33 protein-coding genes are annotated in these 26,501 nt (G+C 73.0%); 11 read left to right on the forward strand and 22 right to left on the reverse strand.

Annotation, left to right across the window (positions count from 1 at the left end; all coding sequences use genetic code 11):
- Position 1: 1 nt before the first annotated feature.
- The 12 genes from Sru01_RS14570 to Sru01_RS14625 all read right to left on the reverse strand — a co-directional run bounded on the left by Sru01_RS14570 (position 2) and on the right by Sru01_RS14625 (position 7,507).
- On the reverse strand, positions 2-799 hold the full coding sequence (locus Sru01_RS14570) for an ABC transporter ATP-binding protein (RefSeq protein ID WP_203985004.1): 798 nt from the start codon (positions 797-799) through the stop codon (positions 2-4).
- Positions 800-830: 31 nt separating this feature from the next.
- Positions 831-1,262, reverse strand: coding sequence for an SHOCT-like domain-containing protein (locus tag Sru01_RS14575; protein WP_203985005.1), 432 nt, complete (start codon positions 1,260-1,262; stop codon positions 831-833).
- Positions 1,263-1,284: 22 nt separating this feature from the next.
- A complete protein-coding gene (locus Sru01_RS14580) occupies positions 1,285-1,545 on the reverse strand; it encodes a hypothetical protein (protein WP_203985006.1) in 261 nt (86 codons plus the stop codon).
- Positions 1,542-1,901 (reverse strand): DUF2089 domain-containing protein, encoded by a 360-nt coding sequence (locus Sru01_RS14585; RefSeq protein WP_203985007.1) that lies wholly within the window; start codon positions 1,899-1,901, stop codon positions 1,542-1,544. The genes Sru01_RS14580 and Sru01_RS14585 overlap by 4 nt, the downstream gene beginning before the upstream one ends.
- A gap of 190 nt (positions 1,902-2,091) precedes the next feature.
- Complete coding sequence (locus tag Sru01_RS14590; protein ID WP_203985008.1) at positions 2,092-2,505, reverse strand: DUF1048 domain-containing protein; 414 nt, start codon at positions 2,503-2,505, stop codon at positions 2,092-2,094.
- A 2-nt stretch (positions 2,506-2,507) separates the two neighbouring features.
- Positions 2,508-2,837, reverse strand: a complete 330-nt coding sequence (locus Sru01_RS14595; protein WP_203985010.1) for a PadR family transcriptional regulator — start codon at positions 2,835-2,837, stop codon at positions 2,508-2,510.
- A 305-nt stretch (positions 2,838-3,142) separates the two neighbouring features.
- The gene (locus Sru01_RS14600) at positions 3,143-3,832 is read right to left on the reverse strand and encodes a DNA alkylation repair protein (protein ID WP_239137423.1); all 690 of its coding nucleotides are present in this window, start codon (positions 3,830-3,832) and stop codon (positions 3,143-3,145) included.
- A gap of 57 nt (positions 3,833-3,889) precedes the next feature.
- Positions 3,890-4,537, reverse strand: a complete 648-nt coding sequence (locus Sru01_RS14605) for an SRPBCC family protein (RefSeq protein ID WP_203985012.1) — start codon at positions 4,535-4,537, stop codon at positions 3,890-3,892.
- The gene (locus Sru01_RS14610; protein WP_203985013.1) at positions 4,534-4,920 is read right to left on the reverse strand and encodes an ArsR/SmtB family transcription factor; all 387 of its coding nucleotides are present in this window, start codon (positions 4,918-4,920) and stop codon (positions 4,534-4,536) included. The genes Sru01_RS14605 and Sru01_RS14610 overlap by 4 nt, the downstream gene beginning before the upstream one ends.
- A gap of 82 nt (positions 4,921-5,002) precedes the next feature.
- The gene (locus Sru01_RS14615) at positions 5,003-5,863 is read right to left on the reverse strand and encodes a hypothetical protein (protein ID WP_203985014.1); all 861 of its coding nucleotides are present in this window, start codon (positions 5,861-5,863) and stop codon (positions 5,003-5,005) included.
- Positions 5,860-6,411: an RNA polymerase sigma factor gene (locus Sru01_RS14620; protein WP_203985015.1), complete on the reverse strand. Its 552-nt coding sequence runs from the start codon at positions 6,409-6,411 to the stop codon at positions 5,860-5,862. Before Sru01_RS14620 ends, Sru01_RS14615 begins: the two co-directional genes overlap by 4 nt.
- Positions 6,412-6,700: 289 nt before the next feature.
- Entirely contained in the window at positions 6,701-7,507 is an 807-nt protein-coding gene (locus tag Sru01_RS14625; RefSeq protein WP_203985016.1) for a hypothetical protein, read from the reverse strand.
- A gap of 203 nt (positions 7,508-7,710) precedes the next feature.
- Between Sru01_RS14625 and Sru01_RS14630 the strand changes: the two genes are divergently transcribed.
- The 3 genes from Sru01_RS14630 to Sru01_RS14640 all read left to right on the forward strand — a co-directional run bounded on the left by Sru01_RS14630 (position 7,711) and on the right by Sru01_RS14640 (position 11,314).
- Positions 7,711-8,913, forward strand: coding sequence for a sensor histidine kinase (locus Sru01_RS14630; protein WP_203985017.1), 1,203 nt, complete (start codon positions 7,711-7,713; stop codon positions 8,911-8,913).
- 41 nt (positions 8,914-8,954) lie between these two features.
- On the forward strand, positions 8,955-9,614 hold the full coding sequence (locus Sru01_RS14635) for a response regulator (protein WP_239137424.1): 660 nt from the start codon (positions 8,955-8,957) through the stop codon (positions 9,612-9,614).
- A 245-nt stretch (positions 9,615-9,859) separates the two neighbouring features.
- Complete coding sequence (locus Sru01_RS14640; protein WP_203985019.1) at positions 9,860-11,314, forward strand: MFS transporter; 1,455 nt, start codon at positions 9,860-9,862, stop codon at positions 11,312-11,314.
- Positions 11,315-11,330: 16 nt separating this feature from the next.
- On the opposite strand, the gene Sru01_RS14645 is transcribed toward Sru01_RS14640, so the two are convergent.
- The gene (locus Sru01_RS14645; RefSeq protein ID WP_203985020.1) at positions 11,331-11,555 is read right to left on the reverse strand and encodes a DUF397 domain-containing protein; all 225 of its coding nucleotides are present in this window, start codon (positions 11,553-11,555) and stop codon (positions 11,331-11,333) included.
- Positions 11,556-11,569: 14 nt separating this feature from the next.
- The gene (locus Sru01_RS14650) at positions 11,570-12,424 is read right to left on the reverse strand and encodes a helix-turn-helix domain-containing protein (protein ID WP_203985021.1); all 855 of its coding nucleotides are present in this window, start codon (positions 12,422-12,424) and stop codon (positions 11,570-11,572) included.
- Positions 12,425-12,664: 240 nt separating this feature from the next.
- Here Sru01_RS14650 and Sru01_RS14655 point away from each other — a divergent pair, with 240 nt between their 5' ends.
- Positions 12,665-12,940 carry a hypothetical protein gene (locus tag Sru01_RS14655; protein ID WP_203985022.1) on the forward strand — a complete coding sequence of 92 codons (276 nt, stop codon included), beginning with the start codon at positions 12,665-12,667 and terminating at the stop codon, positions 12,938-12,940.
- Between the two features lie 106 nt (positions 12,941-13,046).
- Here Sru01_RS14655 and nhaA read toward each other — a convergent pair whose 3' ends face one another.
- Positions 13,047-14,351, reverse strand: a complete 1,305-nt coding sequence (gene nhaA / locus Sru01_RS14660) for a Na+/H+ antiporter NhaA (RefSeq protein WP_203985024.1) — start codon at positions 14,349-14,351, stop codon at positions 13,047-13,049.
- Between the two features lie 117 nt (positions 14,352-14,468).
- Positions 14,469-15,053 carry a helix-turn-helix domain-containing protein gene (locus Sru01_RS14665; protein ID WP_239137425.1) on the reverse strand — a complete coding sequence of 195 codons (585 nt, stop codon included), beginning with the start codon at positions 15,051-15,053 and terminating at the stop codon, positions 14,469-14,471.
- A gap of 67 nt (positions 15,054-15,120) precedes the next feature.
- Between Sru01_RS14665 and Sru01_RS14670 the strand changes: the two genes are divergently transcribed.
- From Sru01_RS14670 to Sru01_RS14680, 3 genes are all read left to right on the forward strand, one after another.
- Complete coding sequence (locus Sru01_RS14670; protein ID WP_203985026.1) at positions 15,121-15,873, forward strand: AzlC family ABC transporter permease; 753 nt, start codon at positions 15,121-15,123, stop codon at positions 15,871-15,873.
- Complete coding sequence (locus Sru01_RS14675) at positions 15,873-16,181, forward strand: AzlD domain-containing protein (protein WP_203985027.1); 309 nt, start codon at positions 15,873-15,875, stop codon at positions 16,179-16,181. Before Sru01_RS14670 ends, Sru01_RS14675 begins: the two co-directional genes overlap by 1 nt.
- 103 nt (positions 16,182-16,284) lie before the next feature.
- On the forward strand, positions 16,285-17,097 hold the full coding sequence (locus Sru01_RS14680; protein WP_239137426.1) for a pentapeptide repeat-containing protein: 813 nt from the start codon (positions 16,285-16,287) through the stop codon (positions 17,095-17,097).
- A gap of 157 nt (positions 17,098-17,254) precedes the next feature.
- Here the strand turns inward: Sru01_RS14680 and Sru01_RS14685 are convergent, their stop codons facing one another.
- Together Sru01_RS14685 and Sru01_RS14690 are read right to left on the reverse strand one after the other, a co-directional pair.
- Positions 17,255-18,499 carry an RNA polymerase sigma factor gene (locus tag Sru01_RS14685; protein WP_203985028.1) on the reverse strand — a complete coding sequence of 415 codons (1,245 nt, stop codon included), beginning with the start codon at positions 18,497-18,499 and terminating at the stop codon, positions 17,255-17,257.
- Positions 18,496-18,888 (reverse strand): YciI family protein, encoded by a 393-nt coding sequence (locus Sru01_RS14690; RefSeq protein ID WP_203985030.1) that lies wholly within the window; start codon positions 18,886-18,888, stop codon positions 18,496-18,498. The genes Sru01_RS14685 and Sru01_RS14690 overlap by 4 nt, the downstream gene beginning before the upstream one ends.
- Before the next feature lie 244 nt (positions 18,889-19,132).
- Here Sru01_RS14690 and Sru01_RS35620 point away from each other — a divergent pair, with 244 nt between their 5' ends.
- Entirely contained in the window at positions 19,133-19,528 is a 396-nt protein-coding gene (locus Sru01_RS35620) for a pyridoxamine 5'-phosphate oxidase family protein (RefSeq protein WP_239137427.1), read from the forward strand.
- A gap of 107 nt (positions 19,529-19,635) precedes the next feature.
- Here Sru01_RS35620 and Sru01_RS14700 read toward each other — a convergent pair whose 3' ends face one another.
- Together Sru01_RS14700 and Sru01_RS14705 are read right to left on the reverse strand one after the other, a co-directional pair.
- Positions 19,636-21,105: an MFS transporter gene (locus Sru01_RS14700; protein ID WP_203985032.1), complete on the reverse strand. Its 1,470-nt coding sequence runs from the start codon at positions 21,103-21,105 to the stop codon at positions 19,636-19,638.
- The gene (locus tag Sru01_RS14705; RefSeq protein WP_203985033.1) at positions 21,105-21,743 is read right to left on the reverse strand and encodes a hemerythrin domain-containing protein; all 639 of its coding nucleotides are present in this window, start codon (positions 21,741-21,743) and stop codon (positions 21,105-21,107) included. The genes Sru01_RS14700 and Sru01_RS14705 overlap by 1 nt, the downstream gene beginning before the upstream one ends.
- A 256-nt stretch (positions 21,744-21,999) precedes the next feature.
- On the opposite strand from Sru01_RS14705, the gene Sru01_RS14710 reads away from it, so the two are divergent.
- On the forward strand, positions 22,000-23,004 hold the full coding sequence (locus Sru01_RS14710) for a MarR family winged helix-turn-helix transcriptional regulator (protein ID WP_203985034.1): 1,005 nt from the start codon (positions 22,000-22,002) through the stop codon (positions 23,002-23,004).
- The gene (locus Sru01_RS14715) at positions 23,001-23,426 is read left to right on the forward strand and encodes a YkvA family protein (RefSeq protein ID WP_203985035.1); all 426 of its coding nucleotides are present in this window, start codon (positions 23,001-23,003) and stop codon (positions 23,424-23,426) included. Before Sru01_RS14710 ends, Sru01_RS14715 begins: the two co-directional genes overlap by 4 nt.
- Before the next feature lie 132 nt (positions 23,427-23,558).
- Here the strand turns inward: Sru01_RS14715 and Sru01_RS14720 are convergent, their stop codons facing one another.
- On the reverse strand, positions 23,559-24,344 hold the full coding sequence (locus tag Sru01_RS14720) for an SDR family NAD(P)-dependent oxidoreductase (RefSeq protein WP_239137428.1): 786 nt from the start codon (positions 24,342-24,344) through the stop codon (positions 23,559-23,561).
- A gap of 103 nt (positions 24,345-24,447) precedes the next feature.
- Here Sru01_RS14720 and Sru01_RS14725 point away from each other — a divergent pair, with 103 nt between their 5' ends.
- Positions 24,448-25,443, forward strand: coding sequence for a LacI family DNA-binding transcriptional regulator (locus tag Sru01_RS14725; protein ID WP_203985036.1), 996 nt, complete (start codon positions 24,448-24,450; stop codon positions 25,441-25,443).
- Positions 25,444-25,456: 13 nt separating this feature from the next.
- Here Sru01_RS14725 and Sru01_RS14730 read toward each other — a convergent pair whose 3' ends face one another.
- Positions 25,457-26,383: a serine protein kinase RIO gene (locus Sru01_RS14730; RefSeq protein WP_203985038.1), complete on the reverse strand. Its 927-nt coding sequence runs from the start codon at positions 26,381-26,383 to the stop codon at positions 25,457-25,459.
- Positions 26,384-26,501 lie beyond the last annotated feature (118 nt).

Genomic DNA, 26,501 nt, shown 5'->3' on the forward strand with positions numbered 1-26,501 from the left:
TTTACCGGGGTAGCAGGGCGCGGGGTCCGCCGGGGTCGCCGTCCTTGCCGCCGGCGCCGACGAGCGAGAGGAAGACCTCTTCCAGGGTCGGCTGCTTCTCGACGTACTCGACCTTGGCCGGCGGGAGCAGCCGCTTCAGCTCGGCGAGGGTGCCGTCGACGATGATGCGGCCCTGGTGCAGGATGGCGATGCGGTCGGCGAGCTGTTCGGCCTCCTCCAGGTACTGCGTGGTGAGCAGCACGGTCGTGCCGTTGTCGGCGAGCGCCCGGACGGCCTGCCACACCTCGATGCGCGCCTGGGGGTCGAGCCCGGTGGTCGGCTCGTCGAGGAACACGACCGGGGGATCGCCGATCAGGCTCATCGCGATGTCCAGCCGGCGGCGCATGCCACCCGAGTACGTCGACACCCTGCGCGCGCCGGCGTCGGTCAGCGAGAAACGGCGAAGCAGGTCGTCGGCGATCGCGCCGGCGTCGTTCAGGTGCCGCAGCCGGGCGACCAGCACCAGGTTCTCCCGGCCGGTGAGGATCTCGTCGACCGCGGCGAACTGGCCGGTGAGGCTGATGGACTCCCGAACCTGCGCGGCCTGGGTGGCGACGTCGAAGCCGTTCACCCGGGCGGTGCCCGCGTCCGCCTTGAGCAGGGTGGACAGGATGTTCACCGCCGTGGTCTTGCCGGCCCCGTTGGAGCCGAGCAGCGCGAAGATGCTGCCCCGCGCCACCGCGAAGTCCACGCCGCGCAGCACGCGCAGCCTGTCGTACGACTTCTCCAGGCCCTGGACCTGGATGGCGTATGTCGTCATGTGCTTCTTCCTTCGTCGTGCTGTCGGAGGCTCACTCGCAGAACACCTTCACCGTGGAGGAGGGCTCGTCCAGGTCGATGTCGACCTCCTCGAGGTGTTCGACGAGCTCCTCGAGGTCCTGCGGCTTGAGCTGGGTAAGGTCGATCGGTACCCCCGACCGGCTGAGCGCGTCGTTGGCCCTGGTGAGCGCCTGCGGGGGGACGAGGGTCGCGAGCCGGACCCCGGCCCGCAGCAGCTGCAGCGGGACCCGGACGTTGATCCGGCCCGGCTCGCCGCCCACGGTGTCGTCCACCCAGGTCACCAGCACCCGCAGATATCGGGGCCGGGTTTTCGGGCCGGTCGCGCCCGCCGGCGGTGGTTCTGGCTGTGATCGTTCGAGGGCGGTGATCAGCCGCTCGGCCTCGTCCGCGGTGATCTTTCCTTCGGCCAGCATCTCCAGGATCTGCCGGCGTTGCTCGTTCATGGTCGGTTCCTCACCCTCTGATTCATCTGACGCTGACCAGCAGGGCCGTCCGGCCCTCCACGTACTCGATCCGGGTGCCGGGCAGCGTCCACAACAGCCGCCCCAGCGCGTACAGCGCCCTCACCGGGCGCACCTGGTAGAACAGGCAGGTGATCAGGCTGGCCGCCACGGCCGGCAGCAGCAGCGGGGACAGCACCAGCAGCAGCGGCACGACCGGGATGTAGAGCCGCCGCACCCGGCCGTCGCGCCGGTGCCGTATCGTCACCAGCTGCGGGATCATCACGGGCCTTCGATCTCGGCCAGGGCCTGCTGGACGCTGATCTCCCCGCGCCGCAGCCGGTCGACGACGTCGGCGCCGCTCGGGGCCGGATCGGTCTCGACGAAGTCCAGCTGCCCGGCGATCCGGTTCAGCCGGGACTTGACCGTCGGATAGCTGACCCCGAAGATCCGCTCCATCTCCTTGATCGACCCGTGCGCCCGGACGAACGCGGCGACGAACACCTGGTCCTCCACGCTGAGCCGGGCCAGCTGCGGCGGCTCGAACCGGCCCTCGATCGCGATGTCGCTCCCGGTCAGCCGGACTCTTTCCACCACGAACGGTCGCCCGCGCGTCAGGTCGGTCAGCTCCTGCCAGTCCACCCGCGGCCCCTCACGCTCGACAGCATGCTCACAGTTCAGTTATAGCTCGATCTTCTCGACTGCGGCACATCTTTCTCAACTTTATTTATGTTGATCTTGATTTTCTTAAGAATGTCCGCTGAGGCAAGCTTGCCGGCGCTGCCGGCGGCGCGGGCCGTGGACTTCGCGTCGCCCGGGACGCCGCACCCGATCAGCCGGCCTCGTCCTCGGTTCCCGGCGCCTCACCGGCGGCGCGCCGCACGGCGTCGGTGAAGCGCCTGCGCTCCCGGGCCCGATACCGCCCGGCCGGATAGTTGGCCATGAACGCCTCGACGAATTCCACCGGGTCCTCCCCGAAGACGTCGCGGACCGGCGTGCCGTCCGCCACGCTCCGCTCGACCAGATCGGCGAGATCCTCGTACATCGAGATCCACCCGGCACCGTCCATCGGGCCGAAGTGCATCAGGTACCGCTCCAGCGCCTCGACCGCCGTGCGCCAGTTCTCCGGAAGCCGCCGGACGCGCGCCTTGTACTCCCGGTAGCGCCGCTTGTCGTCCAGCGATCCGGTGATCACTTCTAGGTACCGCAGGTAGCGGCCCTTCTCCTCGTTCGACTCGGTGGCCATGTCTACTTTCCTCCCTTGCGGAGCTGCTCGAGCCTTTCGGCGAGGAAGCTCCAGGTCGTCCAGAACTCTTCGAGGTACTCCCGCCCCTGGGCGTTGAGCGAGTACACCTTGCGCGGCGGGCCCTTCTCGGACGGGACCTTCGCCACGTCGACCAGGCCGCGTTGCTCGACTCGCACCAGCAGGGCGTAGATGGTGCCCTCGGCGATGTCGGAGAAGCCCTGGTCGCGCAGCCACGCGGTGATCTCGTAGCCGTACGCGGGCCGGCCGGCCAGGATCGCCAGGACGATGCCCTCCAGCGTTCCCTTGAGCATCTCCGTCGCCTGCTTGCCCATGGACCCCCCCTTCCCGCTACTCGGTGTCGCTGACTACCGGTACAAAGTAACACTGACTACCGGTACCTAGCAACACCGAATACTCGAGGCGTGAACCTGAACCGCGGGCGGATGGAGACCGGTGACCGGGGAGCGGTTGCCCGGGGACGAGTCCCGCGCAGGGCTTTCGAGGAGGCGGGCCTGGACGCGCCGAGGTGACTGATGCTCGACTTGGCCGTCGCGGCCATGGCGGGAAAAATGATGACCGAACGCGCTACCGCGGCGTGCGGGGCTCTGCGGTCGCGGGCCTCACGCCGGGCAGCGCGTCAACCCCGGTCCTGCCGGCGCACCATCTCGGTGATCCAGATGGGTGCGTACGGGGAGGTGCAGTTCGGGGGAGTGGGGTAGTCCTTGAGCACCTGCAGGCGCTCGCCGATGGCGATGGCACGGGCGCGGTGCTCGGCGTGGTCGATGCCGATCTGCGCCAGGCAGCCGTTCATCGCCCACTGCAGGCGATCGGGTGCGGCCTTCATCTCGGCCTCGATGACGTCGAGCAGCCCGGCAAGGTCGAGGCCGGCGGGCTTCTTCGCCACCCGATCGGTGGTCAGCGCCCAGCCGGCACTCGCGACCACCGGATCCGGATCGGCCGACCAGATCAACCGCAGCTCTTCGGCGTGCGGACTCTTCTTCACCACGTAGTTCACCAGCCAGTCGTGCACCTTGGGGGTGCGCGCCTGGCGCAGCATGGCGTCCAGCTCGGCATCCCCGAACGCCTTCGGGCGGCAGATGAGCAGCGCCAGCAGCCGTGCCGCGGTGTCGCCCGTCTCCCAGAGCCGGCCGGCGAGTTCCTGCTGGGTCTTCAGCCGCTTGGCGAGGGCACGCAGTCTGCCGAGGTTCACGCCGTGGTCGTCACCGTGTCGCTCGTTCACCCCGCGTGCCCTCGGGTCCTCGAGCGCGGCCAGTTCGGCCATCACCTCGGCCACCGTCACGTCCTCGACCGGCGTCGCCTCGGTCATCTCCGCCTCCTGTCCGTCACCGCGAGCACCAGCCTACGGAAAGGCCGCCGGCATGGTTCAGCCGCCGGTTCCCGGGGCGAAGAACTGCGTCGCGAAGGCGACCGCCGCGGCGATCTCTTCGTCGCCGGTGCCCCAGGCCTGCTGGATCGCCCGGCCCCACGCCTGGCTGCTGCCGGCCGCGAACTCCTTGACCCCGGGCGCGTTCTGCCAGGTCGCCGGATCGAGGTCCTCGCCGCGCAGGTGCAGGTCCAGCCCGAGCAGCGCGAGATCCCAGCCGGTGCCGATCCCGATCGTGCCGCCGGGACCGTGGGCTTTCACCATCTCGTCGACGAACGCGGCGGGGGAGGCGTGCTCCAGCTCGAAGAGCGTGCCACCATCGTCGCTCTTGGCCAGCCGTACCTCGACCTCGGTGGCCATGCCCTCCCCGTAGGTCCAGGTCACCTTGAGCAGGTGCGGCTCCTCACAGCGCAGGATCTCCCCGCCGGCGTTGCCTTCGAGCTGGAAGGTGCCGCCGAGCCGCAGGTCGCCGCTGACCGGTGCCAGCCACCGGCCGATCCGGTCCGGTTCGGTGCACGCGCTCCACACCTCTTCGATGGCGTGGTCGTAGGTGCGGCGCAGCAGCAACGAGCGCCCCGGTCCCGCGGCGACCGGCTGCTCGCCGATCTCTCGGTGCGCGGCGTTGACCTGGTTGATGACGTCTATCACGTTTCTTCCTCACTCTCGATGGATGGCGGGTCGTCCGACGCCTGATCTGCGGGCCGTTCGTGGCGGTCGCGCCGGCCGCGCCGGAGTTCGGTGCCCAGCGCGTCCAGGTGCTGGTTCCAGAACCGTCTGAAGTTCTCCAGCCAGATGTCGACCTCCCGCAGCGGCTCGGCGTCGACCGCGTAAAGGCGGCGGGTGCCCTCGGCCCGGACGGTCGCGAACCCCGACTCCCGCAGCACGCGCAGGTGCTGCGACACGGCGGGCTGGGAGATGCCGAACTCGCGCTGGACGACGGCCCCCAGCGCGCCGGCCGGCTGCTCGCCCGCCGCGAGCAGCTCCAATATCCGCCGGCGAACCGGATCACCGAGTACGTCGAACGCGTGCACCTCGTCATAGTTTCAAAGAGCACTTATATAAGTCAAGTCTTATTGAGTGGGGCCGGTGGTTCCGGCCCCACTCTTCCGGGGTTCAGAAGCCGGGTGGCGGGGTCGCGCCGTCCCCCGGGGCGACGCGCAAGGTGATCACGCCGTCGTTGTAGGTCTCGGCCGCCGTCACCTGCCAGCCGGGATCGATGCGGGACGCGGGCACATCCTGCTCGGTGCGGATCCCCACCTCCCCGTTCCGGATCGGCCAGTCCAGCCCGTAAGCCACCTTCAGGTGGTGCTCGCGCACGACCTCGACCGCCTCGGCGACCGAACGTCCCCGCAGCCGGATCCCGGCCAGCGCCTCACCCGGCCAGCCGGCGTCGGCCGGATAGGCGTACCTCTCGCCCGGCCTGGCCGGGCGGCCCAGCCGGAACTCCGCGGGCCCTTCGATGTCGGCGGTGACCCGGAAGGCCGTCAGGCACCCTTCGACCCGCACGCGACAGTCGCCGGTAGTGGATCCCATGACGGCGTCCGGGTCGGTCTTGTCGAAGCCGACGACGGGCTCGCGTTGCCGCGGTGAGACGGGAATCAGCCCGACGGTGAGGTTGTCCAGCCCGACCTTCCGGAAGGCCTTCTCCAGCTCCGCGGGATCAAGGTCGCCGTCGGTGATGTAGAAGACGAACGAGTCACCGTCGCGGTCGATGGTCACCGCCTGGCTCGCGTACACCTGCTCGGCCCCCGAGAAGAAGGAGGGCACGACGACGAAGCCGCCGGCCAGCACCGAAGCGGCGGCCAGGCCGAGCAGCGCCCGACGCGGGGAGGGCAGGACCCGCCGGCGGGCCGGCACCCGCTCCAGCCGGACGACCTCCGCCAGCAGCTCATCCGCCCCCGCGCTGGAGGCCCGGCCGGCCAGGTCGGTGTCCAGCACCCGGGCCCGGTTCTTCAGGATCTGGTCGTTGATCATCGGGACTCCTTCTCGGTGAGCGGCCGCGCGTCGAGGCGGGGCATGGTCGGGCGGGTCTTCTCCAGCGCCCTGGCGAAGCGCCTGCGCGCCCGGTGCAGGCGAACCCGGGCGGCGTTGCGCGAGCAGCCCAGCACCACGGCGATCTCCCCCGGGTCGAGCTCCTCCCAGACCGCCAGGGTCAGCAGCTCGCGATCGGCGTCGGAGAGCAGATCCAGGGCCGCACCCACCCGGTCGTTCGCGGCCGGAGCAGCGGACGCGGCGTACAGGGCCTCGGCCTCGGAGGTGAGTTCCGCGTGCCGGGTGGCCCGGCGCCGCTCACCCCGGTGGTGGTTGGCCAGGACCCGCCGGGCCACCCCGTACAGCCAGAACCTGGCGGCCTCCCCGCCGGGCAACTCCGCGATCCGCCGCCAGGCGACCACGTAGGTCTCGGCCACCACATCGGCCGCGTCCTCCGGCGAGGAACATCGCCGCATGGCGTAACCGAGGATCCGCTCGTACGTCTGCCGGTACACGGTCTCGAACCGGTGCCGGTCATCTGACTCATCCACGCGCCATCCCCATCGGACCTCCGTAGTTTTGCGCTTCGCTCACTACGTGTCCGCGGGAAACGCCAGAATTTCACCGCCCGCGCGCCGGCCGACCCGCTCGCGGCCGGACGGCACCCGCCATCTCGGGCAGCGTCCAAATGATCTTACTGTGGTATTAGGATTCAGCCATAACCGCGAAAGACACCGTCACCGTAGGCGCCTATTCACCGTGCACCGGTCGGCACGGGTAGGCGCTGACCGCGCTCACCAGGTCCGCGATCGCGAACCGGCGCGGACAATGGCGGAATTCTCAGCCTCGAGGACCGAAGGCCGTCATCAGGATGTGGACGAGAATGAGGATGACGATCCACACCATGGCGCGCCGGGTCGGTGGGGGGCCGCTGCGCAGCAGCGAGATGCCCATCGGGATGAAGGCGACGCACAGGCCGCCGACGGCGATGAAGGACTGCGGGATCTCGGTGCCCTTGAGCGTCCCGAGGGCCAGGGCCGACATCAGCCCGAGTGCGATGGCGCGGCCCAGCCCCAGGGCACCGGAGCGGTAGGCGCCGATGGCGAGCACCACCCAGCCGAAGAACGCCGGCGCGGACATGGTCTTGAACGGATGCCAGAGCGTGTCCCGCCACGCCGTGTAATAGGCGTCGATGCCGTGGAGCATCGCCGGCAGGCCGAGGCTGTCGGTCAGGTGGAAGGCCAGGTGATCCGTGCCGAACTGGAAGACCCGGGTGAAAAGTCCCACCATGACCAGGCAGCCACCCCACAGTCCCCACAATGGACTGGTGGCGGTGATCCGCTGCGCCAGCGTCAGGACCGCCGGCCACAACAGCACGAACCCGGCGGCGAAGCAGGTGTAGGCGGCGGTGATGAGAGCGGGATGCCGGCTGTACGCGGCGAGCTGGTACGGGACGAAGAAGTAGAACTGCGAGCGCAGGATGGTCCCGGTCATGATCAGCAGGGGACCGGCGATCAGCGAGACGCCGCCCACCCAGCGTCCGGGAAACGGGTAGGGGTGGTCCCGGACGGCCGCGGCGTTGGCCGCGCGCCGATCCGTGGTGGCCTGCCGCCACCGCGTCACCCGTCCGCGAAGATCGATGGTCATGGTCTTTCCCGTCCTGTCGGTTCCGGCCGCCCGGTGGGTTCGCCGGGCACATCGGTATGGTGGCGGCCGGCAGGGGGCGGGCGCGTCTGGCCCGGGTCGCATCCCGGTGCCGGCCGCCGGCGGGGTGCTACGACCCTGGACCGGGTCGGATGTCCGACCGTGGGCAGATGCCAGGGAACCGCCGGGACGATAGCGTCCGGTACATGGAACGGGCGGGACGGCGCTTCGCCAGACGAGACGTCGCCGATGCGGTGGCCGCGGTCGTGCTGGCGTTGTTCATCGGTTACGCCGTCGTGGATCCACCTGGGGCTTCGTCGTGGTGGCCGGACTGGGCGGCCTGGCCGGTGGGTGCGATCGTCGGCCTGCCGGTCGCGGTTCGCCGCCGCCGGCCGCGGGCCATGCTCGCCCTCGCGTGTGCCACCGCCGGGCTGGCGACCGTGGCCGGTGCCGTCGCGGCGGGCGCGATCTGGATGTCGTTCCTCCCGGCCGCGCTCGTGCTCTACCTGGTGGCCGCCACCACCTCGGCGGCATGGTCGGTGGCGGGGCTGGCCGGATGCGCGTCCACCGCGGTGATCGCGGTGCTGATCTTCTACCGACAGATCTTTCCGCGTCTCGTCCCCGCCGCCCATCCCAGCGAGCTGCCAACGGCCTGGCCCATCGAGATCGGGGTGATCTGCGTGCTGCTGGCCGCCGGATGGACCGTCGGGACCGCCGTCCGCTGGAAGCGCGGCACCACCGATCGTCTGGTCCGTCACCTCGCCGAGTCGGCGGTGGCCGACGAGCGCAGGCGTATCGCCCGCGAACTGCATGACGTCATCGGGCACAGCATGAGCCTGATCGCCGTGAAGGCCACCGTGGCCAACCACGTCGCCGAGGCCCGGCCGCAGGAGGCGCGCGCCGCGCTGGCCGTCATCGAGCAGACCAGCCGCAGCACGCTCACCGAGATCCATCGGGTGCTCGACCTGCTGCGCTCCGACGGCGACTCCCACCAGCCTCCGGCACCCATGCCCGGTACGGCGGACCTGCCCGAGTTGGCCGTCCACGCCCGCTCGGCCGGCGTGGAGGTGGATCTGGCCGTCCGCGAGGAGGCCGCGCTCCCGCCCGCGGTCGCGATGTCGGTGTACCGGATCGTGCAGCAGGCGCTGACCAACGTGGTCACGCACGCGGCGCGCACCCGCTGCTCGGTCACCGTGGACATCGACGAGCGGGAGGCGGTGATCGAGGTCGTCGACGACGGCCCGCGCCACGGCCGGCAGTCGCGTATCCGCCGGGGCGGCCACGGCCTGGTCGGCATGCGCGAGCGGGTCAGGATGTACGGCGGCACCTTCCACGCGGGCCGCCGGCCCGAAGGCGGTTTTCGCGTGTCGGCCCGGCTGCCGTACGAACCGGACGGCGGCGGCGCGTGACTCCGGACACCGCTTCGCACCCCCAGCCTTCGCCTGTCCGGGTGCTGATCGCCGAGGACCAGGCACTGGTCCGCGAGAGCCTCAAGGTGCTCATCGACACCACGCCGGGAATGGCCACCGTCGGCGAGGCCGGCACCGGCGCCGAGGCGGTGCTCCTGGCCCGCCGTCACCGGCCCGACGTCGTCCTGATGGACGTGCGCATGCCCGATATGGACGGCATCGAGGCGACCCGGCGCATCTGCGGCGCCCCGGACGGTGCCGGTGTCCGGGTGCTGATCCTCACGACGTTCGACCTGGACGAGTATGTGTACGCGTCGCTGCGCGCCGGAGCGAGCGGGTTCCTGCTCAAGAGCTCCTCCGCGGCCGAGCTGCTGGCCGCCGTCCAGATCGTGGCCGCCGGCCAATCGCTGCTCGCGCCCACCGTGACCCGCCGGCTCATCACCCGGTTCCTGCAGGAGGCGCAGCCCGCCCCGATCGTGCGCGATCTGAACGGCATCACCCTGCGCGAGCGCGAGGTGCTCACCCTCGTCGGCGAGGGGATGTCCAACGCCGAGATCGCCGGGCACCTCCACCTGACCGTCGGCACGGTCAAAACCCATATCGGCCGTCTCCTGGCCAAACTGCCGGCGCGGGACCGGGCCCAGCTCGTCATCGCCGCCTACGAAGCCGGACTCGTCACCGTCCCCGACGACCACCGCTGACCCGCCCGTCCCACCTGTGGGTCTGCACCCGCCGACACGCGGGCTCCAGAATAGTCATTTCGACCACTGGACAAATGCCGCTCGCCATGGCCACGCTCCGGCGACGATGGAGATATGTATCTCATTGCCCAGGCCGCCATTTTGTGGCCCCCCTATCACTAGTCCGCTGACCTGGGACGTGATGTCTCGGAAGCGGTTTTTCCGGGTTTTCCGGCGCTCATGGCAGGCCATTAGGGTGCACATTCATGGAATCGACCGGGATTCGCGGGAAATCGTTGCTCGCACTGACCTGCGCAGGCCAGTTCATGGTGCTGCTCGACAATACGATCGTCGGTGCCGCGCTGCCCGACATGCAGCAGCGGCTGCATACCGGGCTGACCGGCCTGCAGTGGATCGTCGACGCCTACGTGCTGCTGGTGGCGATGCTGCTGCTGCCGGGCGGCGTCTTCGCCGACCGGTTCGGCCGCCGGCGGGTGTTCCTGGCCGGGGTGGTGGTGTTCACGGCCGCGTCGGTGGTGTGCGCACTCGCGTCCTCGATGGGCTGGCTGGTCGCCGGGCGGGTGCTGCAGGGCGTCGGGGCCGCGGCGCTGAGCCCCGCCTCGCTGGCGCTGCTCGCCGCCGCCTATCCCGCCCCGAAGGATCGGGTCCGGGCGATCGGGCTCTGGGCCGGGTTCAGCGGCATCGGCCTGGCCGCCGGACCGCTGGCGGGCGGGATCCTGGTGGAATCCTTTGGCTGGCCCGCCATCTTCCTGGTCAACGTGCCCATCGGGGCGGTCCTGCTGCCGGCCGGGCTGCGGGTGCTGCGCGAGTCCCGTAACCCGGGCGCACCGCCGATCGACGTCCCCGGCACGCTCCTGTCCGTCGCGGGGGTGGGTGCGGTGACCTACGGCCTGATCGAGGGCGGTTCCCGGGGCTGGACCTCGCCGGTGATCATGGGTGCCTTCGCCGCCGGGCTGGTGCTGCTGGCCGCGTTCGTCGTGGTCGAGGGGCGTTCGTCGGCGCCGATGCTGCCGCTGCGGCTGTTCCGCCGGCGGCTGTTCACGGTGTCCAACACCGCGATGGTCGTGGTCGGGTTCGCGCTGATGGGGTCGACGTTCTTCTTCTCGCAGTTCTTCGTCCACGTCCAGGGCACCTCGATCCTGGTCGCCGGGTTGCGGACCCTGCCCACGACGCTGGCCATGGTGCTCGTCAGCCCGTACGCGGGCCGGCTCGCCGCCCGGTACGGCTTCCGCGCCATCGCCGGCGCCGGCCTGGCCCTGGCCGGGCTGGGGTTGCTGGCCCTGGGCCTGGTGCACGCCGATACCGGCTACGGCAACGTGTGGTGGCGGCTGGCGGTCGTCGGCATCGGGTTCGCGCTCACCATCTCGCCGCTGACCGGGGCCGCCATCCAGGCGGTCGGCCCGCAGGAGGGCGGCCTGGCCTCGGGCGTCAGCAGCACCACCCGGCAGATCGGCGCGGTGCTCGGCGTGGCGGTGCTCGGGGCGATCGTCCAGTCGCGGCAGTCCGGCGGCGGCTCCTTCGAATCCGGTCTCGACAGCGCCTTCCTCGCCGCGGGTGCCGTGACGCTGGCCTGCGCCGCGTTCGCCGGCCTGGGGCTGACCGCGGCCCGGACGGCGGCGGACGTCCAAGCCGGACGGTCAGCAGGCCGAGCAGCCGGCGAGCCGCCGTTGAAGGTTCCTCCCGGCCGGCCCACGACCTGAGCCGCCCGGCCCCGCCTCAGAAGTCGAACTCGCCGGCGCGGACGCCGGCCAGGAAGGCCTCCCACTCACCGCGCGTGTAGACGATGACCTCCGCGTCCGGGCGCCGGCTGTGCCGCACGGCCACCCGCCCGGACCCGTCCCCCAACGGACCCGCCTCGACGCACTCACCGCCACCGTTGGCGCTCGCGGTGCTGACATGCCAGACGGGAACGCTCGCGATCTCTTCGGGAGTGGCCTGCACGACGCCTCCAACGGTCAAATAGTCTGCTCTGCCGCATTTCTAATGAACGCGACGGACTCGTCTGGCGCAAGGGCGGTTTCGTCGAGACTCGCGTACGCATGTGCGAAACCTGCCGCCTCGTCTCCTTCTACGTAGAGAGCACCGGCTCGCGTCTCGATGTAGGCCACATCGGGATACGGGTCGGGCATGTCGAAGATTGTGAACGGGCCTTCAGGGCTCGCGCCGACGCCCGCGCGAAAAGGCAGGACTCGGATGCTGATCGTGGAGCATTGCGCCAGGTCGACGAGATGCCCGAGTTGGTCGCGGAGAACTTCCGGACCGCCCACGGCACGATAGAACACCGCCTCATCGAGAATGACGGACAGACGCAACGGGCAGTCGCCGCTCAGCACTCGCTGCCGATGCAGCCGGAACTCGGCCCAGCGGGCGATGCGTTCCTTGGGCTTGTGCGGGTCGGCCGCCCCGATCACCGCTTCGGCGTACCGGCGGGTCTGGAGAAGCCCTGGCACGACCATGGCGTCGTAGGAGCGCAGTCTCTGCGCACGGGACTCCAGCCACGCGTGGTCGATGATGCGACCGGTGAAGACGTCCGAATAGCCGTCCCACCAGTTCTTCTGCCAGATGTCGCGACTGAGACGTTCGAGACCATCCCGCAGGCGGGCGTCGCTCACTCCGTAGAGGTTCAGCAACGTGAGGACGTCAGGGACCCGCATGGGCGTAATGCCCTGTTCCATTCGGCTGAGAGACGATGGGTCGCGCTGGATGTAATCTCCGGCGTCTTTCAACGTGAGTTTCGCTGATTCACGAAGTTCGCGGAGTTGTTTGCCCAGCCACTGGGCGCGAAGCGTCGACCCTTTCCGGACGGCCATGCACCTCACCCTTTACGCAAAACGGACATATCTTAATGAATTGCATGTCATCAATTTCTTGCCCGCCCAATCTTGCATAGTTTCCGGTTCGCCGACATGCTTTCCGTGATACTCCGACTACAGAGCGCATGGAAGTCGACATGACAGGCCTGGGTGAGGCGTGCTTGCGGCAGCTGTGCCCGTTCCGGCCGGATCGCCGGAGAAAGGGAGGATTCAGTGGATGAGTGGCCCGATTCCAGCGTGCCGGCTGTCGATCACGGTGGTGGTAACAGCGAGGCGAAAGCGCCCCGGGTGGGGCTGGATGGCGGGGTGCGGCTGTTCGCGCTGCTGCGGGAGGCCGACGAGGAGTACGGTGACGAGGGAGGCGTGGAGTTCTACGGGATCCGGCTGCCGGACGGCACGGCGGCGACGATCACGACGGGCGGGCGGCCGCACGGGTGCTGGACGAGCTGCGAGCGGCCCGCCGACCGGCTCGGGCTGAGCCTGGTCTGGCTCGGCTCCGGACCCGGCGCCTGACGGCGGCCGATCACGGCCGGGCCCGCACCCCGGCCGCGATCGCAGGACATGCGGGCGCCGGCGCAACCCCCGCACGACACGAAGCGATCGCCGAGGAATCCGCCGGTCAGCGAGCCGGCTGCTCGTAGACGTCGGGGATGTCGTCGTGGTCGGCGTCCAGGGTCTCCAGCTCGTGGATGCGGCGGTAGGCGGCCGAGCGCAGCCGCAGCACGACCGCGGCGAGCAGCGCGGCGGCCACCGAGCCGGCCAGTACTGCCACCTTGACCAGGTCGTCCTGCGCGCTGCCCTCGCCGAAGGCGAGCCGGCCGATGAGCAGCGAGACGGTGAAGCCGATGCCGGCCAGGATCGACAGGCCGAGCATGTCGATCCAGGCCAGGTCGTCGTCCAGCCGGGCCCGGGTGAACCGGGCGACCAGCCAGGTGGCGGCCAGGATGCCGACCGGCTTGCCGATGAGCAGCCCGGCCATGATGCCCATCGCGAGCGGGTCGGTCAGCGCCGTGCCGAGACCGGCGAGCCCGCCCACGGTCACCCCGGCCGACAGGAAGGCGAAGATCGGGACCGCGACGGCGGCGGAGATCGGCCGGAACCGGTGCTCGAAGTGCTCGGCCAGCCCCGGGCCGGCCTCGGGGCCGCCCCCCTTGCGGCTGCGGATCACCGGCACGGTCAGCGCCAGCAGCACGCCCGCCACCGTGGCGTGCACGCCCGAGGCATGTACCAGCGCCCAGGTGACGAACGCGAGCGGCAGCAGCAGCCACCACGAGCGCACCCGCCGCTGGACCAGCACCCCGAAGGCGGCCAGCGGGACCAGCGCGGCCAGCAGCGGCAGGAACGACAGCTCGGCGGTGTAGAAGACGGCGATGATGGCGATGGCGATCAGGTCGTCCACCACCGCCAGGGTGAGCAGGAAGGTGCGCAGCGCCGCGGGCAGGAAGCGGCCGACCACCGCCAGCACCGCCAGGGCGAAGGCGATGTCGGTGGCGGTGGGGATGGCCCAGCCGCGCGCCGCGCCGCCGCCGGCCACCGCCACGTATAGCAGCGCGGGCACCAGCACCCCGCCGAACGCCGCGGCCACCGGCACCGCCGCCCGCCGCGGGTCGCGCAGATCGCCGGCGACGAACTCGCGCTTGAGTTCCAGCCCGGCCACGAAGAAGAAGACGGCCAGCAGCCCGTCGGCGGCCCAGGTGGCCAGGTCCAGGTCCAGGTGCAGCGCGGCCGGGCCGAGCCGCAGCGCGCGCAGATCCTCGTATCCGGCCGACCATGGCGAGTTCGCCCACGCCAGCGCCGCGACGGCGGCGGCCAGCAACAGCATCCCGCCGATGGTCTCCTTGCGCAGGATGTCGGCGATCCGCCGCGCCTCCGGCCAGGTTCCGCGGTCGAGCAGGCGGTAAGGACGTGAGGTGGTGCCGGGCATGTGGCTCCGCTCGTGCGCAGGGACGGGTCGCGTGCTCGCCGACCAGACTTCCCGGCACACCACTGGTAATTGTACCTTTAGCCACCGGATGTCGGGTTCACCGGAGGTGGCGGAGCGTCAGACGTGCTCCATGACGATCACGGCGATGGTGTCCGGCTCCAGGGCGCGGAAGATGTGCGGCACGTCGCCGGGGTAGGCGATGTAGTCGCCGGTCCCGAGCTCGACCGGGGCGTCCGCCGGGCCGACCAGCGCCCGGCCGCCGCCGAGCATGACGTGCTCGCCGGTGCCCGGCATGTGCGGCGCCGAGACACGTGGCTCGCCCGGTTGGGCGGTGATCCGGTAGATGTCGCGGCGGGCGTGCGGCGGGCAGGAGGCCAGCAGGGTGGCGGCGTACTCGGCCTGCTCGGAGTAGGTGACCGGCCCTTCGCCGGCCCGGATCACCCGCACCTGGGTCCGCGGCGGGTCCACCAGCCGGCTCAGCGGTACGTCCAGGCCGACCGCCAGCGCCCACAGCGTCTCCACGCTGGGGTTGCCCGAGCCGGACTCGAGCTGGGACAGGGTGGACTTGGCGACGCCGGCCCGGCGGGCCAGCTCGGTCAGCGACATCCCGGCGTGCTCGCGCTCGCGGCGGATGGACGCCGAGATCGACGCGATCAGCCCGTCCGGCCGCCGGTCGGCCGGCCCCGGTGACCCGTTCCCCACCTGTTCGCTCCAGACTACGGATTGTTCGGCTTGACGAACATTGACCTGTGCGTTCATTCTAATGGACATGTATTCGTTCTGGCGAACACTCGATCGGGCCACCCTGCGCGACATCGGCCTGGTCTGCGTGGCCGACGCGCTGGTCGGCGCCGCGTTCGGGGCGATCGCCGTCTCCGGCGGGCTGCCGCTGTGGGTTCCCATGGCCATGTCCCTGCTGGTCTTCGCGGGCGGCGCCCAGTTCGCCGCGGTCGCGGTCACGCTGGCCGGCGGCGGCGCGGTGGCCGCGGTGACGGCGGCGCTGGTGCTCAACGCCCGCCTGCTGCCGTTCGGCTTCGCGGTCGCCGACGTGCTCGGCCGCGGCCGCGCGGCCCGGCTGGCCGGGGCCCACGTCATCACCGACGAGTCCGTCGCGTTCGTGCTGCGCCAGCCCGATCAGCGCCGCCGCCGCGCGGCGTTCTGGGTGAGCGGCGTCGGCCTGTTCGCCGTGTGGAACCTCGCCGTCGCGCTCGGCGCCCTGGCCGGCCAGGGCATCGGCGACACCGATGCCCTGGGCCTGGACGCGGCCTTCCCCGCCGTGCTGCTGGCCCTGGTCGTGCCGGCGCTGAAGGACCGCCGCACCCGGACCGCGGCGCTGTCGGGGGCGGCCGTCGCCGTCGCCGCCACCCCGTTCCTGCCCGCCGGCCTGCCGGTGCTGCTCGCGCTCGCCGGCCTGCCCTTCGCGGCCCGCCGCCGGCCGGCGACCGGCGCAGACGGCTCAACACACTCGGACGGGCCCGACGCCGCGGCATCGCGGACCGGCCGCGAGGGGGAGGACGGCTGATGTCCCTGCTCGCCATCGTCGTCCTGGCGGCCGGAACCTACGCCTTCCGGATCGCCGGCCCGCTGCTGCGCGACCGGATCCGGCTCCCCGAGCGGCTGGAGCGGCTGCTGTCGATCGCCGCAGTCGTCCTGCTGGTCGCGCTGGTGGTCACAAGCGCCCTCACCGAGGGCGGCGGGTTCGCCGGGTGGGCCCGGCCGGCCGGCGTGCTGGTCGCCGCCGTCCTGGCACTGCGCCGGGCGCCGTTCCCGGTGATCGTGGTGGCCGCGGCCGCCACCACGGCCCTGCTCCGCCTGGCCGGCCTGCCCTGATCTCGACGCCGGACCGGTCACGGGGATTAGGCCGCCCATTGCCGGCGCGGGTAATCTCGGCCCGTCCACCGGCCGCAATCCCGTCTCCCAGGAGAGCGTCACAGTGCCCGCTTCCACCGAACGCGCACGGCTGAGCGCCGACTGCGGCGACTGCTTCGCGCTGTGCTGCGTGGCGCCCGCGTTCGCGGCCTCCGCCGACTTCGCGGTCGCCAAGCCCGCCGGGTCGCCCTGCGCCAACCTGCGGCCGGACTTCCGGTGCGGCATCCACACCCGGCTGCGCGCCGCGGGCTTCAAGGGGTGCACGGTCTACGACTGCTTCGGCGCCGGGCAGCAGGTGTCCCGGCACACCTTCGCCGGCCGGGACTGGCGCGCGTACCCCGAGGTCGCCGCGGACATGTTCGCGGTGTTCCCGGTCATGCGGGACCTGCACGAGCTGCTGTGGTACCTGACCGAGGCGCTGGAACTGCCGGCCGCCCGGCCGGTGCACCGCGAGCTGCGCGCCGCCCGGGACGAGGTGGACGCGCTGACCGGGCGTCCCGCCGCCGAGCTGCTCGCCCTGGACGTGAGCGCACTGCGCGTCCGGGCCAACCCGCTGCTGCTGCGCGCCAGCGAGCTGGCCCGCACGAGCGTGCGCCGCCGGGGACGGGACCACCGGGGCGCCGACCTGGCCGGTGCCCGGCTGGCCGGCGCGGACCTGCGCGGCGCGAGCCTGCGCGGCGCCTGCCTGATCGGCGCGGACCTGCGCCGTGCCGACCTGCGTTCGGCCGACCTCACCGGCGCCGACCTGCGCGACGCCGACGTCCGCGGCGCCGACCTCACCGGCGCCCTGTTCTTGCTGCGCTCCCAGCTGGACGCCGCCCGCGGCGACGCCACCACCGTGCTTCCCCCGTCCCACACCCGGCCCGCCCACTGGTAGGGCACCGCACGCCGGCGTAGAAGGCGGCCGGCTTCCCGGCGTCGGGACAGTTGACGGCGACCGAACTGAGAATGATCGAGTCGGACATGGCGTCCTTTCCACGGGCGTCACCGGATGCGGGTCGAGGTTGCGCGGGTGGTGTGCCGGGGATCGGGCCTCACCCGGGATCTGCCGGCGGCGGTGCCGCCTTGGCGTTGAGGTACCGCTGCTCGGGAATGCTGGTGGCCAGCCGGGCGGCGAGGGCGTAGGCGGCCCGGGCCTCCCGGTCGCGGCCGGCCATCACCAGCAGGTGGCCGCGCACGGCGTGCAACCGGTGGTGCCGGCGCAGCGGCCCCTCCGGCACCAAGGGGTCGAGCATGGCGAGTCCCGCGGCCGGGCCGTCGACCATGGCGACGGCGACGGCGTGGTTGAGCGTGACCACCGGGCTGGGCGCGAGGTCGTGGAGCATGCCGTACAGGACCTTGATCTGCGGCCAGTCGGTGTCGGGCGCGCTGGCGGCCTCGGCGTGCACGGCGGCGATCGCGGCCTGCAACTGGAAGGGACCCACCGGCCCGGCCGGCAGCGCGCGCTCGACCAGCCCGATGCCCTCGGCGATGGCCTGCCGGTCCCACAGCGCGCGGTCCTGCTCGGCCAGCGGCACCAGCGTTCCCTCGGGGCCGGTGCGGGCGGCGCGCCGGGCGTCGGTGAGCAGCATGAGCGCCAGCAGTCCGGCCACCTCGCCCTCCGCGGGCAGGCAGGCGTGCAACCGGCGGGTCAGCCGGATCGCCTCCACGGCCAGCGAGGTGTCGCACAGCCCCGCCCCGGCCGTACTGGTGTGCCCCTCGGTGAACACCAGATACAGCACGTGGGCCACCGCCCCGATCCGGCCGGGCAGTTGCTCGGTGGCCGGGACGCCGAACCGGGCCCCGCTCTCCCGCAGCCTCGCCTTGGCCCGGCTGATCCGCTGCGCCATCGTGGCCTCGGGCACCAGGAAGGCCCGGGCGATCCGGGCGGTGCTCAACCCCGCGACGGCCCGCAGCGTCAGCGCCACCTGCGAGGGCGCGGGGAGCGCCGGGTGGCAGCACAGCAGCAGAAGCGTCAGCGAGTCGTCATGCCCGCCTCGTGGGGCGGCGTCCGGGGCGGGGACGAGCAGCTCGCCGGGCGGGGTGCGCCGGGCGACCAGCAGCTCCCGGCCGGCGCGGGCCCGCTCGCTGCGCCACCGGTCGGTCAGCCGCCGCGAGGCCACGGTGATCAGCCAGCCCTTGGGGTTGTCCGGCACCCCGTCGGCGGGCCACTGCCGGGCGGCGGCCAGCAGCGCCTCCTGGACGGCGTCCTCGGCGGCGTCGAAGTCGCCGTGGCCCCGGACGAGGGCAGCCAGCACGTCCGGGGCGCACTCGCGCCACACCCGTTCCAGGTCGGTCACCGATCATCTCCGCCGGGCCACATCGCCGGGCGGAGTTCGATCGCACCTCCCGGCTGGGCGAACTGGGCGGCGATCTCCTCGGCGCGCTCGCGGGAGGCGCAGTCGATGAGGAAGAACCCGGCCAGGTGCTCCTTGGCCTCCGCGTAGGGACCCTCGGTGGCCAGATGGCCCTGCGGGCTCCACCGGTACAGGGTGGCCGACGACGGATCGGCCAGCGCCTCGGCGGACACCAGCTCCCCGGAGTCGGAGATCTCGCTCAGCAGCGCCTCGAACCGCCGGTCCATCTCCTGGTGGTGCTCGGCCGGCAGCGCCCGGCCCTCCGGGGTGTAATGCGACGTCGGGTGCCCCCAGGGGTCGGGGTTGGCGTGGATGAGGATCACATATTTCATCGGACGATCTCCTTCTCGCTCCGCCGGGCGCCTGCGGTCGCGCCCTTTCATCGGAGACGTCGGAGCCGGCCGGGCGCTCTCGACACCGGGCGGCGAGGAGAGCCTACGGCGCCCGAGCCGTCGCCGGGAGCGATGCTACGGTCTGCTCGGGGCGGGAGATCGGCAGGCCACCGCCTGTTCCGGCGGTATAGGCGAGGGTTGCCCGGTGGTCACGCGTCCCGGCCGATCGAGGGGGAGGAGTCCGGTGGACCTGGCAGAGCTGGGCGCGGCGTTCGCCGCGTTCTGGACCGAACGGCACCTGTGCACGCTGGCCACCGCCCGCGACGGCGCGGCGCCGCACGCGGTGCCGGTCGGCGCCACGCTGGACGTGGCCGGCGGCGTCGCCCGGGTGATCACCTCGGGCACCTCGCACAAGGCCCGGCTGGTGGCGGCGGCCGGCCCGGCCGGGGCACCGGTGGCGCTGTGCCAGGTGGACGGCCGCCGCTGGTCGACCCTGGAGGGCCGCGCGGTGGTGCGCGCCGAGCCGGAGCAGGTGGCCGACGCCGAGCGCCGCTACGCCGCCCGCTATCGGCAGCCCCGGCCGAACCCCGCCCGGGTGGTGCTGGAGATCCGCGTCACCCGGGTCCTCGGCAACGTCTGACAGTGCGGGTTCGACCCGGCGTCCGACCGGCCGCCGGCCGCGACGCGATTCGCCGGCCCTGACCACCTGGCCCCCACCGGACTCCGACCGGCCGGTGACCGACCTGCTCACCGGCGATCGCGGCGAGGGGCGGGGGCAGGCCCGCCGTCCCCGTCCGCCGGCCGGGGCGCCGCCCGGTGGTGCCTCAGCGTGACGGCGGTGACGGGCAGGGCGGCGGCGTACAGGGCCGCGCCGGCCAGCAGCGCGGTGGTGTACCCGGTGGTGACCGAGGCCGGCGCGCCCATGTCGGCGGTGGCCGCGGCGGCGACCGCGGTGAGCACGGCCAGGCCGAGCGCCCCACCGATCTGCTGGCTGGTGTTGACCAGGCCGGAGGCCGCCCCGGTGTCACCCGGCGCGACGCCCCGCACGCCGGCGGTCACGGTGGTGACGAAGGTGAGACCGAGGCCGATCCCGGCGGTGAGCTGCCCCGGGAGCAGTACCACGGCATAAGGCGTGGCGGGAGTGAGCATGGCCAGCCAGAGCATGCCCGCCACGGCGAGCACCAGCCCGGTGAGGGTGACGGCGCGCTCGCTCAGCCGGGCCAGCAGCCGCGGGCCGGCGGCGCCCGAGCCCAGGCCGATGCCGAGTGCGAACGGCAGGTAGGCCACCCCGGTGACCAGCGGCCCGTACCCGCGCACGCCCTGCATGTAGAGGGTCAGGAAGTAGAACGTGGCGAACATCCCGGCCCCGGTGAGGAACATGATCAGGTTGGCGCCCGCCCGGCCGCGGTCACGCAGCACGCCGCGGGGGAGCATCGGCGCCCGGGCGTGCCGCTGGAGGAGCAGGAAGGCCGCCAGCAGTGCCACGGCGGTGGCCAGCGATCCGATGGCGATGGGTGCGGTCCAGCCGGCCACCGTGGCCCGGTTGATGCCGAACACGAGCGAGCCCAGGCCGAGGGTGGCGGTCAGCGCGCCGGGCAGGTCGGCGCCGCCCCCGTCGCGCCCGCCCTCGGGCAGGACGGCGGTGCCGGCCAGCACCAGGGCGGCGAGGGGAATGTTCACGAAGAACACCCACCTCCAGTCCAGGTACTGGGTGAGCGTCCCGCCGAGCAGCAGCCCGGCCACCGAGCCGAGCCCGCCCATCGCGCCGTACACGCCGAGCGCCCGGGTGCGGGCCGGCCCGGCGGGGAAGGCGGCGGCGAGCAGGGACAACGCGGTGGGCGCGGCCACCGCGGCGCCGGCGCCCTGCAGGGCCCGGGCGGCGACCAGGACCGGGCCGGTGGTGGCCAGGCCACCGAGCAGGGAGGCCGCGGTGAACAGCACCAGGCCCGCCCGGAACATCCGGCGCCGGCCGTACAGGTCGCCGGCCCGGCCGCCGGCGAGCAGCAGGCCGCCGAAGGTCAGGGCGTAGGCGGTGAGCACCCAGTTGAGGTCGGCCGGGGGGATGGCCAGCGCCGACCGGATCGCGGGCAGCGCCACGTTGATGATGGTGCCGTCCAGGACCAGCACGAGCTGGGCGGCGGCGATGACCAGGAGCGCCAGGCCGGCACGCGCCGGCGCGGCCGCCGGGGCGGGCAACGTGCCGGGAGGTGTCATCATCAGGCGTCCTTTCCGGCGTACAGGTCCAGCGCCGCGTAGGCGTCGCGCCATTCGGCCTGGTAGGCGGCGCGCGCCGGGGCGGGGACCCGGGAGAGGACGCGGTCGGCGGCCGGGTCGCCGGCGCCGTCCAGCAGCCAGGGCAGGTATCGGGGCACGTCATCGCCGATCCGCTCGCGGTGCGCCGCGGAGAAGCCGGCCCAGTCCTGCTCGGTCAGAGTGGCGGCGATGAGCGGCAGCCCGTCGGCCTCCTCGTGCCGCAGGTGGGCGCGCAGTTCGACGCCGAGCGCGTCGATGAGGTCGCCGAGGCGCCCGGCCGGCGCGGCGGGGCCGGCCAGTTCGGCGTCGATCGCGCTCACCAGGGAGTCGACGGCGGCGTGCTCGTGCTCCAGGGCGGCCAGCAGGGCCAGCTCGTCAGGACGGCCGGCCAGCCGGGCGGCGGTCGCCGGCCACAGCGCGGTGTCCTCGGCGGTGTGGTGGGCGTGCAGGTAGGTGGTGAACAGCCGCCAGCCGGCCGCGGTGCGCAGCACCTGGCGAGGGTCGTCCCCGGCGCGAGCGGCGACCCGGGCGAGCCGGTCCAGCTCGCGGCGTAGCGCGTCGTGGACGGCGATCATCATCGTGGTGTCGAGGGGTTCGGGCATGTCTTTCCTCCTGTCAACGTCAATGACGTTAACCATCGACTTGCTTAACCGTCAACTTGCTAAACTAATTTCTGGTCCGGCACGTCCGGGCCCGTCGCCGCCGGCTCCGGCACCGCCCGCTCCCCGGCGGCGGACCGAGGAGCCTGCTCGACGTCCGGCACGCTCACCCGGCACCGCCCCGGGCCGCGGGCCGGGCCGCCAGGTCGGGCCGGCCCGCGGGCCGGGCCGGAGTAGGCTGCCGGTCGGAGGTGGGGACGTGGCGGAGCGGACACTCGCGGCGGCGGTGCGGCGGTCCACCGGCGGCCTGCTGCGCCAGGTATACGCGCGCCTCACCGCGGAGGCGCTGCGCGAGGACGCACGGGCCCGCGACTTCGTGGTGCTGGACACCCTGGCCGACCAGGACGCCGACTCCCAGCACGAGCTGGCCGAACGCCTCGGCATCAACCGCACGATCATGGTGCGGCTGGTCGACCGCCTGGAGGAGGCGGGCCAGGTGACTCGCACCCGCAACCCCACCGACCGGCGCTCCTACACGCTGTCGATCACCGAGGCCGGCCGGCGGGCCCGGGAGGACATGCGCGGCGCGGTGGCCGAGCGCGACACCCGGCTCACCGCGGCGCTGACGCCCGCCGAGCGGCGGCGGCTGAACGAGCTGCTCGGCGCCCTGCTGCCCGAGCCCGAGCCGGCCCGCACCACCTCCCACCTCATCGCCCAGGCCCACTACCGGCTGCGGCGCGCCGGCGACGCCCTGCTGGCCGGCACCGGGCTGCGCTCGCGGCACTTCAAGTCGCTGGCGGTGCTGGAGGAGCTGGCGCCCTGCCCCCAGCAGCGGCTGGCCCGCGAGCTGGCGGTCACCGAGCCGGCCGCCGCCCAGATCGTCGACGAGCTGGTCCGCCTCGAGCTGGTCACCCGCGGCCGCGACCCCCACGACCGCCGCCGCTACGCGCTACAGCTCACCGAGACCGGCCGCCAGAGCGTGACGGCCGCCCGGCGGGCCGCCGAGGAACTGCAGGCGACGGTGTCACACGCGCTCGGCGCCGGCGGCGACCGCGAGCTGCGCGCCCTGCTCGCCCGGCTGTTGCCCGCCGTCCCCGGCCAGACGGCCGGCGACGCGACGGACCCGGCAGGCCCGGCGGACCCGGCAGGCCCGGCGGACCCGGCAGGCCCGGCGGACCCGGCGGACCCAGCGGACCTGGCGGACCTGGTGGAACCGGCGCCGTCCGCCGCGGCACCCGCCCGGCCCGCAAAGGGGCGCCGGTGACCGGCCGGTGGGGCTGGGACCTGCTGATCGGTCTCGCGGCCGGCCTGCTGGTGGCCTGGCTCGCCCTGGCCGGCGCCCTGGTGGTCCTGCGCCCGCGCGGCGGCCTGCTGCGCGAGGCGCTGCGATTGCTGCCGGACGTGCTGCGCCTGGTGCGCCGCCTGGCCGCCGACCCCGCGCTGCCGCGCGGGGTGCGCGTCCGGCTCGCGCTGCTGCTCGCCTACCTCGCCTTCCCGCTGGACCTGGTGCCCGACTTCATCCCGGTGCTCGGCTACGCCGACGACGCCATCATCGTCACCGCCGTGCTGCGCTCGGTCGTGCGCCGGGCCGGGCCGCAGGTGGTGCGCCGGCACTGGCCGGGCACCGACGAGGGCTTGGTCGTCTTGACCCGGCTCACCGGCCTGGACAGGCCGACCGGCACCTGACCGGTCATCGCAGCGGACCGTCCGCCCGGCCGCCGGCCTCGACGGGCCGCCCCGGTACCGGCCGCCGCGGCCGGCGCCTCCCGGGCGCCGGCCGGTCAAGCCGGTCGACCGGCGCCGGGTACGGCCGCCGGGTCAGCACGGGTCCGGCATGCCGGGCCCGCGGGCCTCGGGGTCCAGGCCCAGGGCGGCCCGGCCGCCGTCCACCGGGATCACCGCGCCGGTGACGAAGGCGGCCTGCTCCGACAGCAGGTGGGCGATCACGCCGGCGACCTCCTCGGGGGTGCCCGGCCGGCCGAGCGGGTGCAGCAGCCGCATCTGCCGCTCGATCCGGCCGGCCTCGGCGCGGGAGCGTCCGGCCAGCAGCGCCTCGTACCGCTCGGTGCGGATGGAGCCGAGCGCGACGGCGTTGACCCGGATGCCCGCCGGGCCGTGCTCGACGGCCAGTGCCCGGGTCAGCCCCTCCACCGCGGCCTTGGCGGTGGCGTAGGCGAGGGCGCCGGGAACCGGGCGGGCGGCCTGGTGGGAGGAGACGTTGACGATCGCGCCGGGCGTGCCGGCGGTGCGGAAGGCGCCGGCCGCGGCGGCGCAGCCGGCCAGCACCGGCGCCAGGTTGGCGGTGATCGCGGCCAGCACCGGTTCGGGGCCCTGCTCCAGTGGCGGGTCGTCGAACACGGCGGCGTTGTTGACCCAGCCGGCCGGCGTGCCGAGGCCGGCGGCGGTGGCGGCGGCCCGCTCGGCGGTCTCGCGGGCACCGGCGTCGCCGAGCACCGCGACCGCGCCCGCGGCCGTGGCCCGCCCGGCCGCGTCCCGGTCCCGCTCGATGACGACGACCCGGTCACCGCGGGCCAGCAGGTGCCGCGCCACCGCCAGGCCGATGCCGCCACCGCCACCGGTGACCACGTGAACCTGCACCGACATCGCCTGCCCCCATCTGTCGAACTGATTTCTTCGAACCAGTTCGATACGCTAGCCTCCACCATCGGGACGGCGCAACGCCGCCGGCCGGAAGGAGACCGCGACGATGGCCCAGGTGACGATCCGCGACGTCGCGGCCGCGGCCGGGGTCAGCGTCTCCACCGTCTCGCTGAGCCTGAACGCCCCGCACCGGGTCGCGGCCGCCACCCGCGAGCGGGTGATCGCCGCCGCCGACACCCTCGGGTTCGTTCCCAAGGCCGAGGCGGTCGCGCGGGCCCGCCGCGGGGTGGGCCGCGTCGGCGCGGTGGGCCCGTTCACCACCTATCCGGCGGCGGCCGCCCGGCTCGGCGGCGTGCTGCGCGCGGCGCCCCGCCACGGGCTGGAGGTGGTGGTGTTCGACCAGCCGTCGGCCGCCCGCACCCCCGCCCCGCTACTGGCCTCGCTCCCCAGATCCGGCCGCCTGGACGGCCTGCTGATCGTCAGCCAGCCGCTGGACGAGCCGGTGGTCGCCCGCCTGATCGAGCTGGACCTGCCGGCCGTGCTGGTGGACATGCGGCACCCCGGGCTCGGCTCGGTGCGCACCGACGACACCGCCGGCGGCCGGCGGGCGGCCGCGCACCTGCTCGAGCGCGGCCACCGGCGGGTGGCGTTCCTCGGCGAGTCCCAGCGCTCGCACGCCTACGTCTCACCCGCCGAGCGGCGCCTGGCCGGGTTCGCCGCCGCGTTCGCCGAGGCCGGCCACCCGGTCGACGACGCCCGGCGGGCCGCCACCGTGCGCGACCCGGCCGCCGCGGCCGCCGCCGCGCGCGAGCTGCTCACCGCACCCGGCCGTCCCACCGCCGTGTTCGCCTCCGACGACCTGCTGGCGGCCGCCGTGCTGGCGGCCGCGCGGCAGCTGGGGCTCGCCGTCCCGGGCGAGCTGGCGGTGGTGGGGTACGACGACGGCGAGCTGGCCGCGGTCCTGGAGCTGACCACCGTTCGCCAGCCGCTGGCCGAGACCGGCGAGCTGGCCCTGGAACGGCTGCACCGGCGGATGCGCCACGCCGAACCCGCCGCCGACATCGTCCTGGACTGCACCCTGGTGCCCCGCGCCACCACCTGACCACCGCTCCCGCTCAGAACACCATCGCCAGCAGGTCGGCGAACAGTTCCTGCTCGTCGATCTCCAGGCCGCGGCCGGTGAACCAGGTGGCCATGTTGTGGCAGTCGCGCAGCAGGAAGTCCATGCCCTTGGGGTTGCCGATGATGTCGACGACCTGCGGCAGGTCGATCATCACGATCCGCTCGGCCTGCGCCAGGACGTTGTACGGCGAAAGGTCGCCGTGCGCCAGCCCCGCGCGGGCCAGCTCGCGCATGCCGTCGCGGAGTTGCTCGAAGTACACGCCGAGCAGTTCCCTGGACGGCCGGACCTGGGCGAGCCGGGGCGCGGCGCCCCCCTCGCCGTCATCGATGAACTCCATCAGCAGTTCGGTGCCGTCGACCTGCACGGGATAGGGCACCGGGACGCCGGCCGTCCACAGCCGGTTGAGGGCGTCCCATTCGGCGTAGGCCCACTGACCTGCCGCGACGCTGCGGCCGTGCGCGGTCTTCTTGGCCATCGCCCGGCTGTCGCGGCTGTTGCGGGTCCGGCGGCCCTCGACGTAGGAGGTGCTGCGGTGGAAGGACCGGTGCTCCTCGGTGCGGTACCGCTTGGCGGCCAGCAGCGAGGACTTCGCCGGATTGTCACCGATGGCCTCGACGGCCCGTTCCAGCAGGAAGACGTTGGCCTCCTTGCCGGTCTTGAGGATGCCGAGCTCGGTGTCGATCGCGGCCTGGTCGGTGACGACCCACCCGGGACGTGGTTCCGGGCCGCGAGAGCCGCGCTCGACGTCCAGCCAGGTGGACCACCGCTGGCCCGGCCCCAGCTCCTCATCGACCGAATGGAAGGTGAAGCCGAAGGATCCGGCCGGGTCCGGCCGGGACCGGTCACCGGCGGATTCGCCGGGGCGGGCGGAGTCGAGGTCGGCGTGGACGTCAGAGAGTTCGTAGTACTCGGAAGACAACGGGTGTGCTCCTGAACAGAGAGGTGGGACAGATGCGGACATGCCGCAGCACAGTGATGGCCATCCGTCAGCCCTCCTTAGTCCAGGCAGCGCTCTCCGCCGCTCGATCGCCCCAGCA

The sequence above is a fragment of the Sphaerisporangium rufum genome, assembly GCF_016863395.1.
GTDB classification, from domain to species: domain Bacteria; phylum Actinomycetota; class Actinomycetes; order Streptosporangiales; family Streptosporangiaceae; genus Sphaerisporangium; species Sphaerisporangium rufum.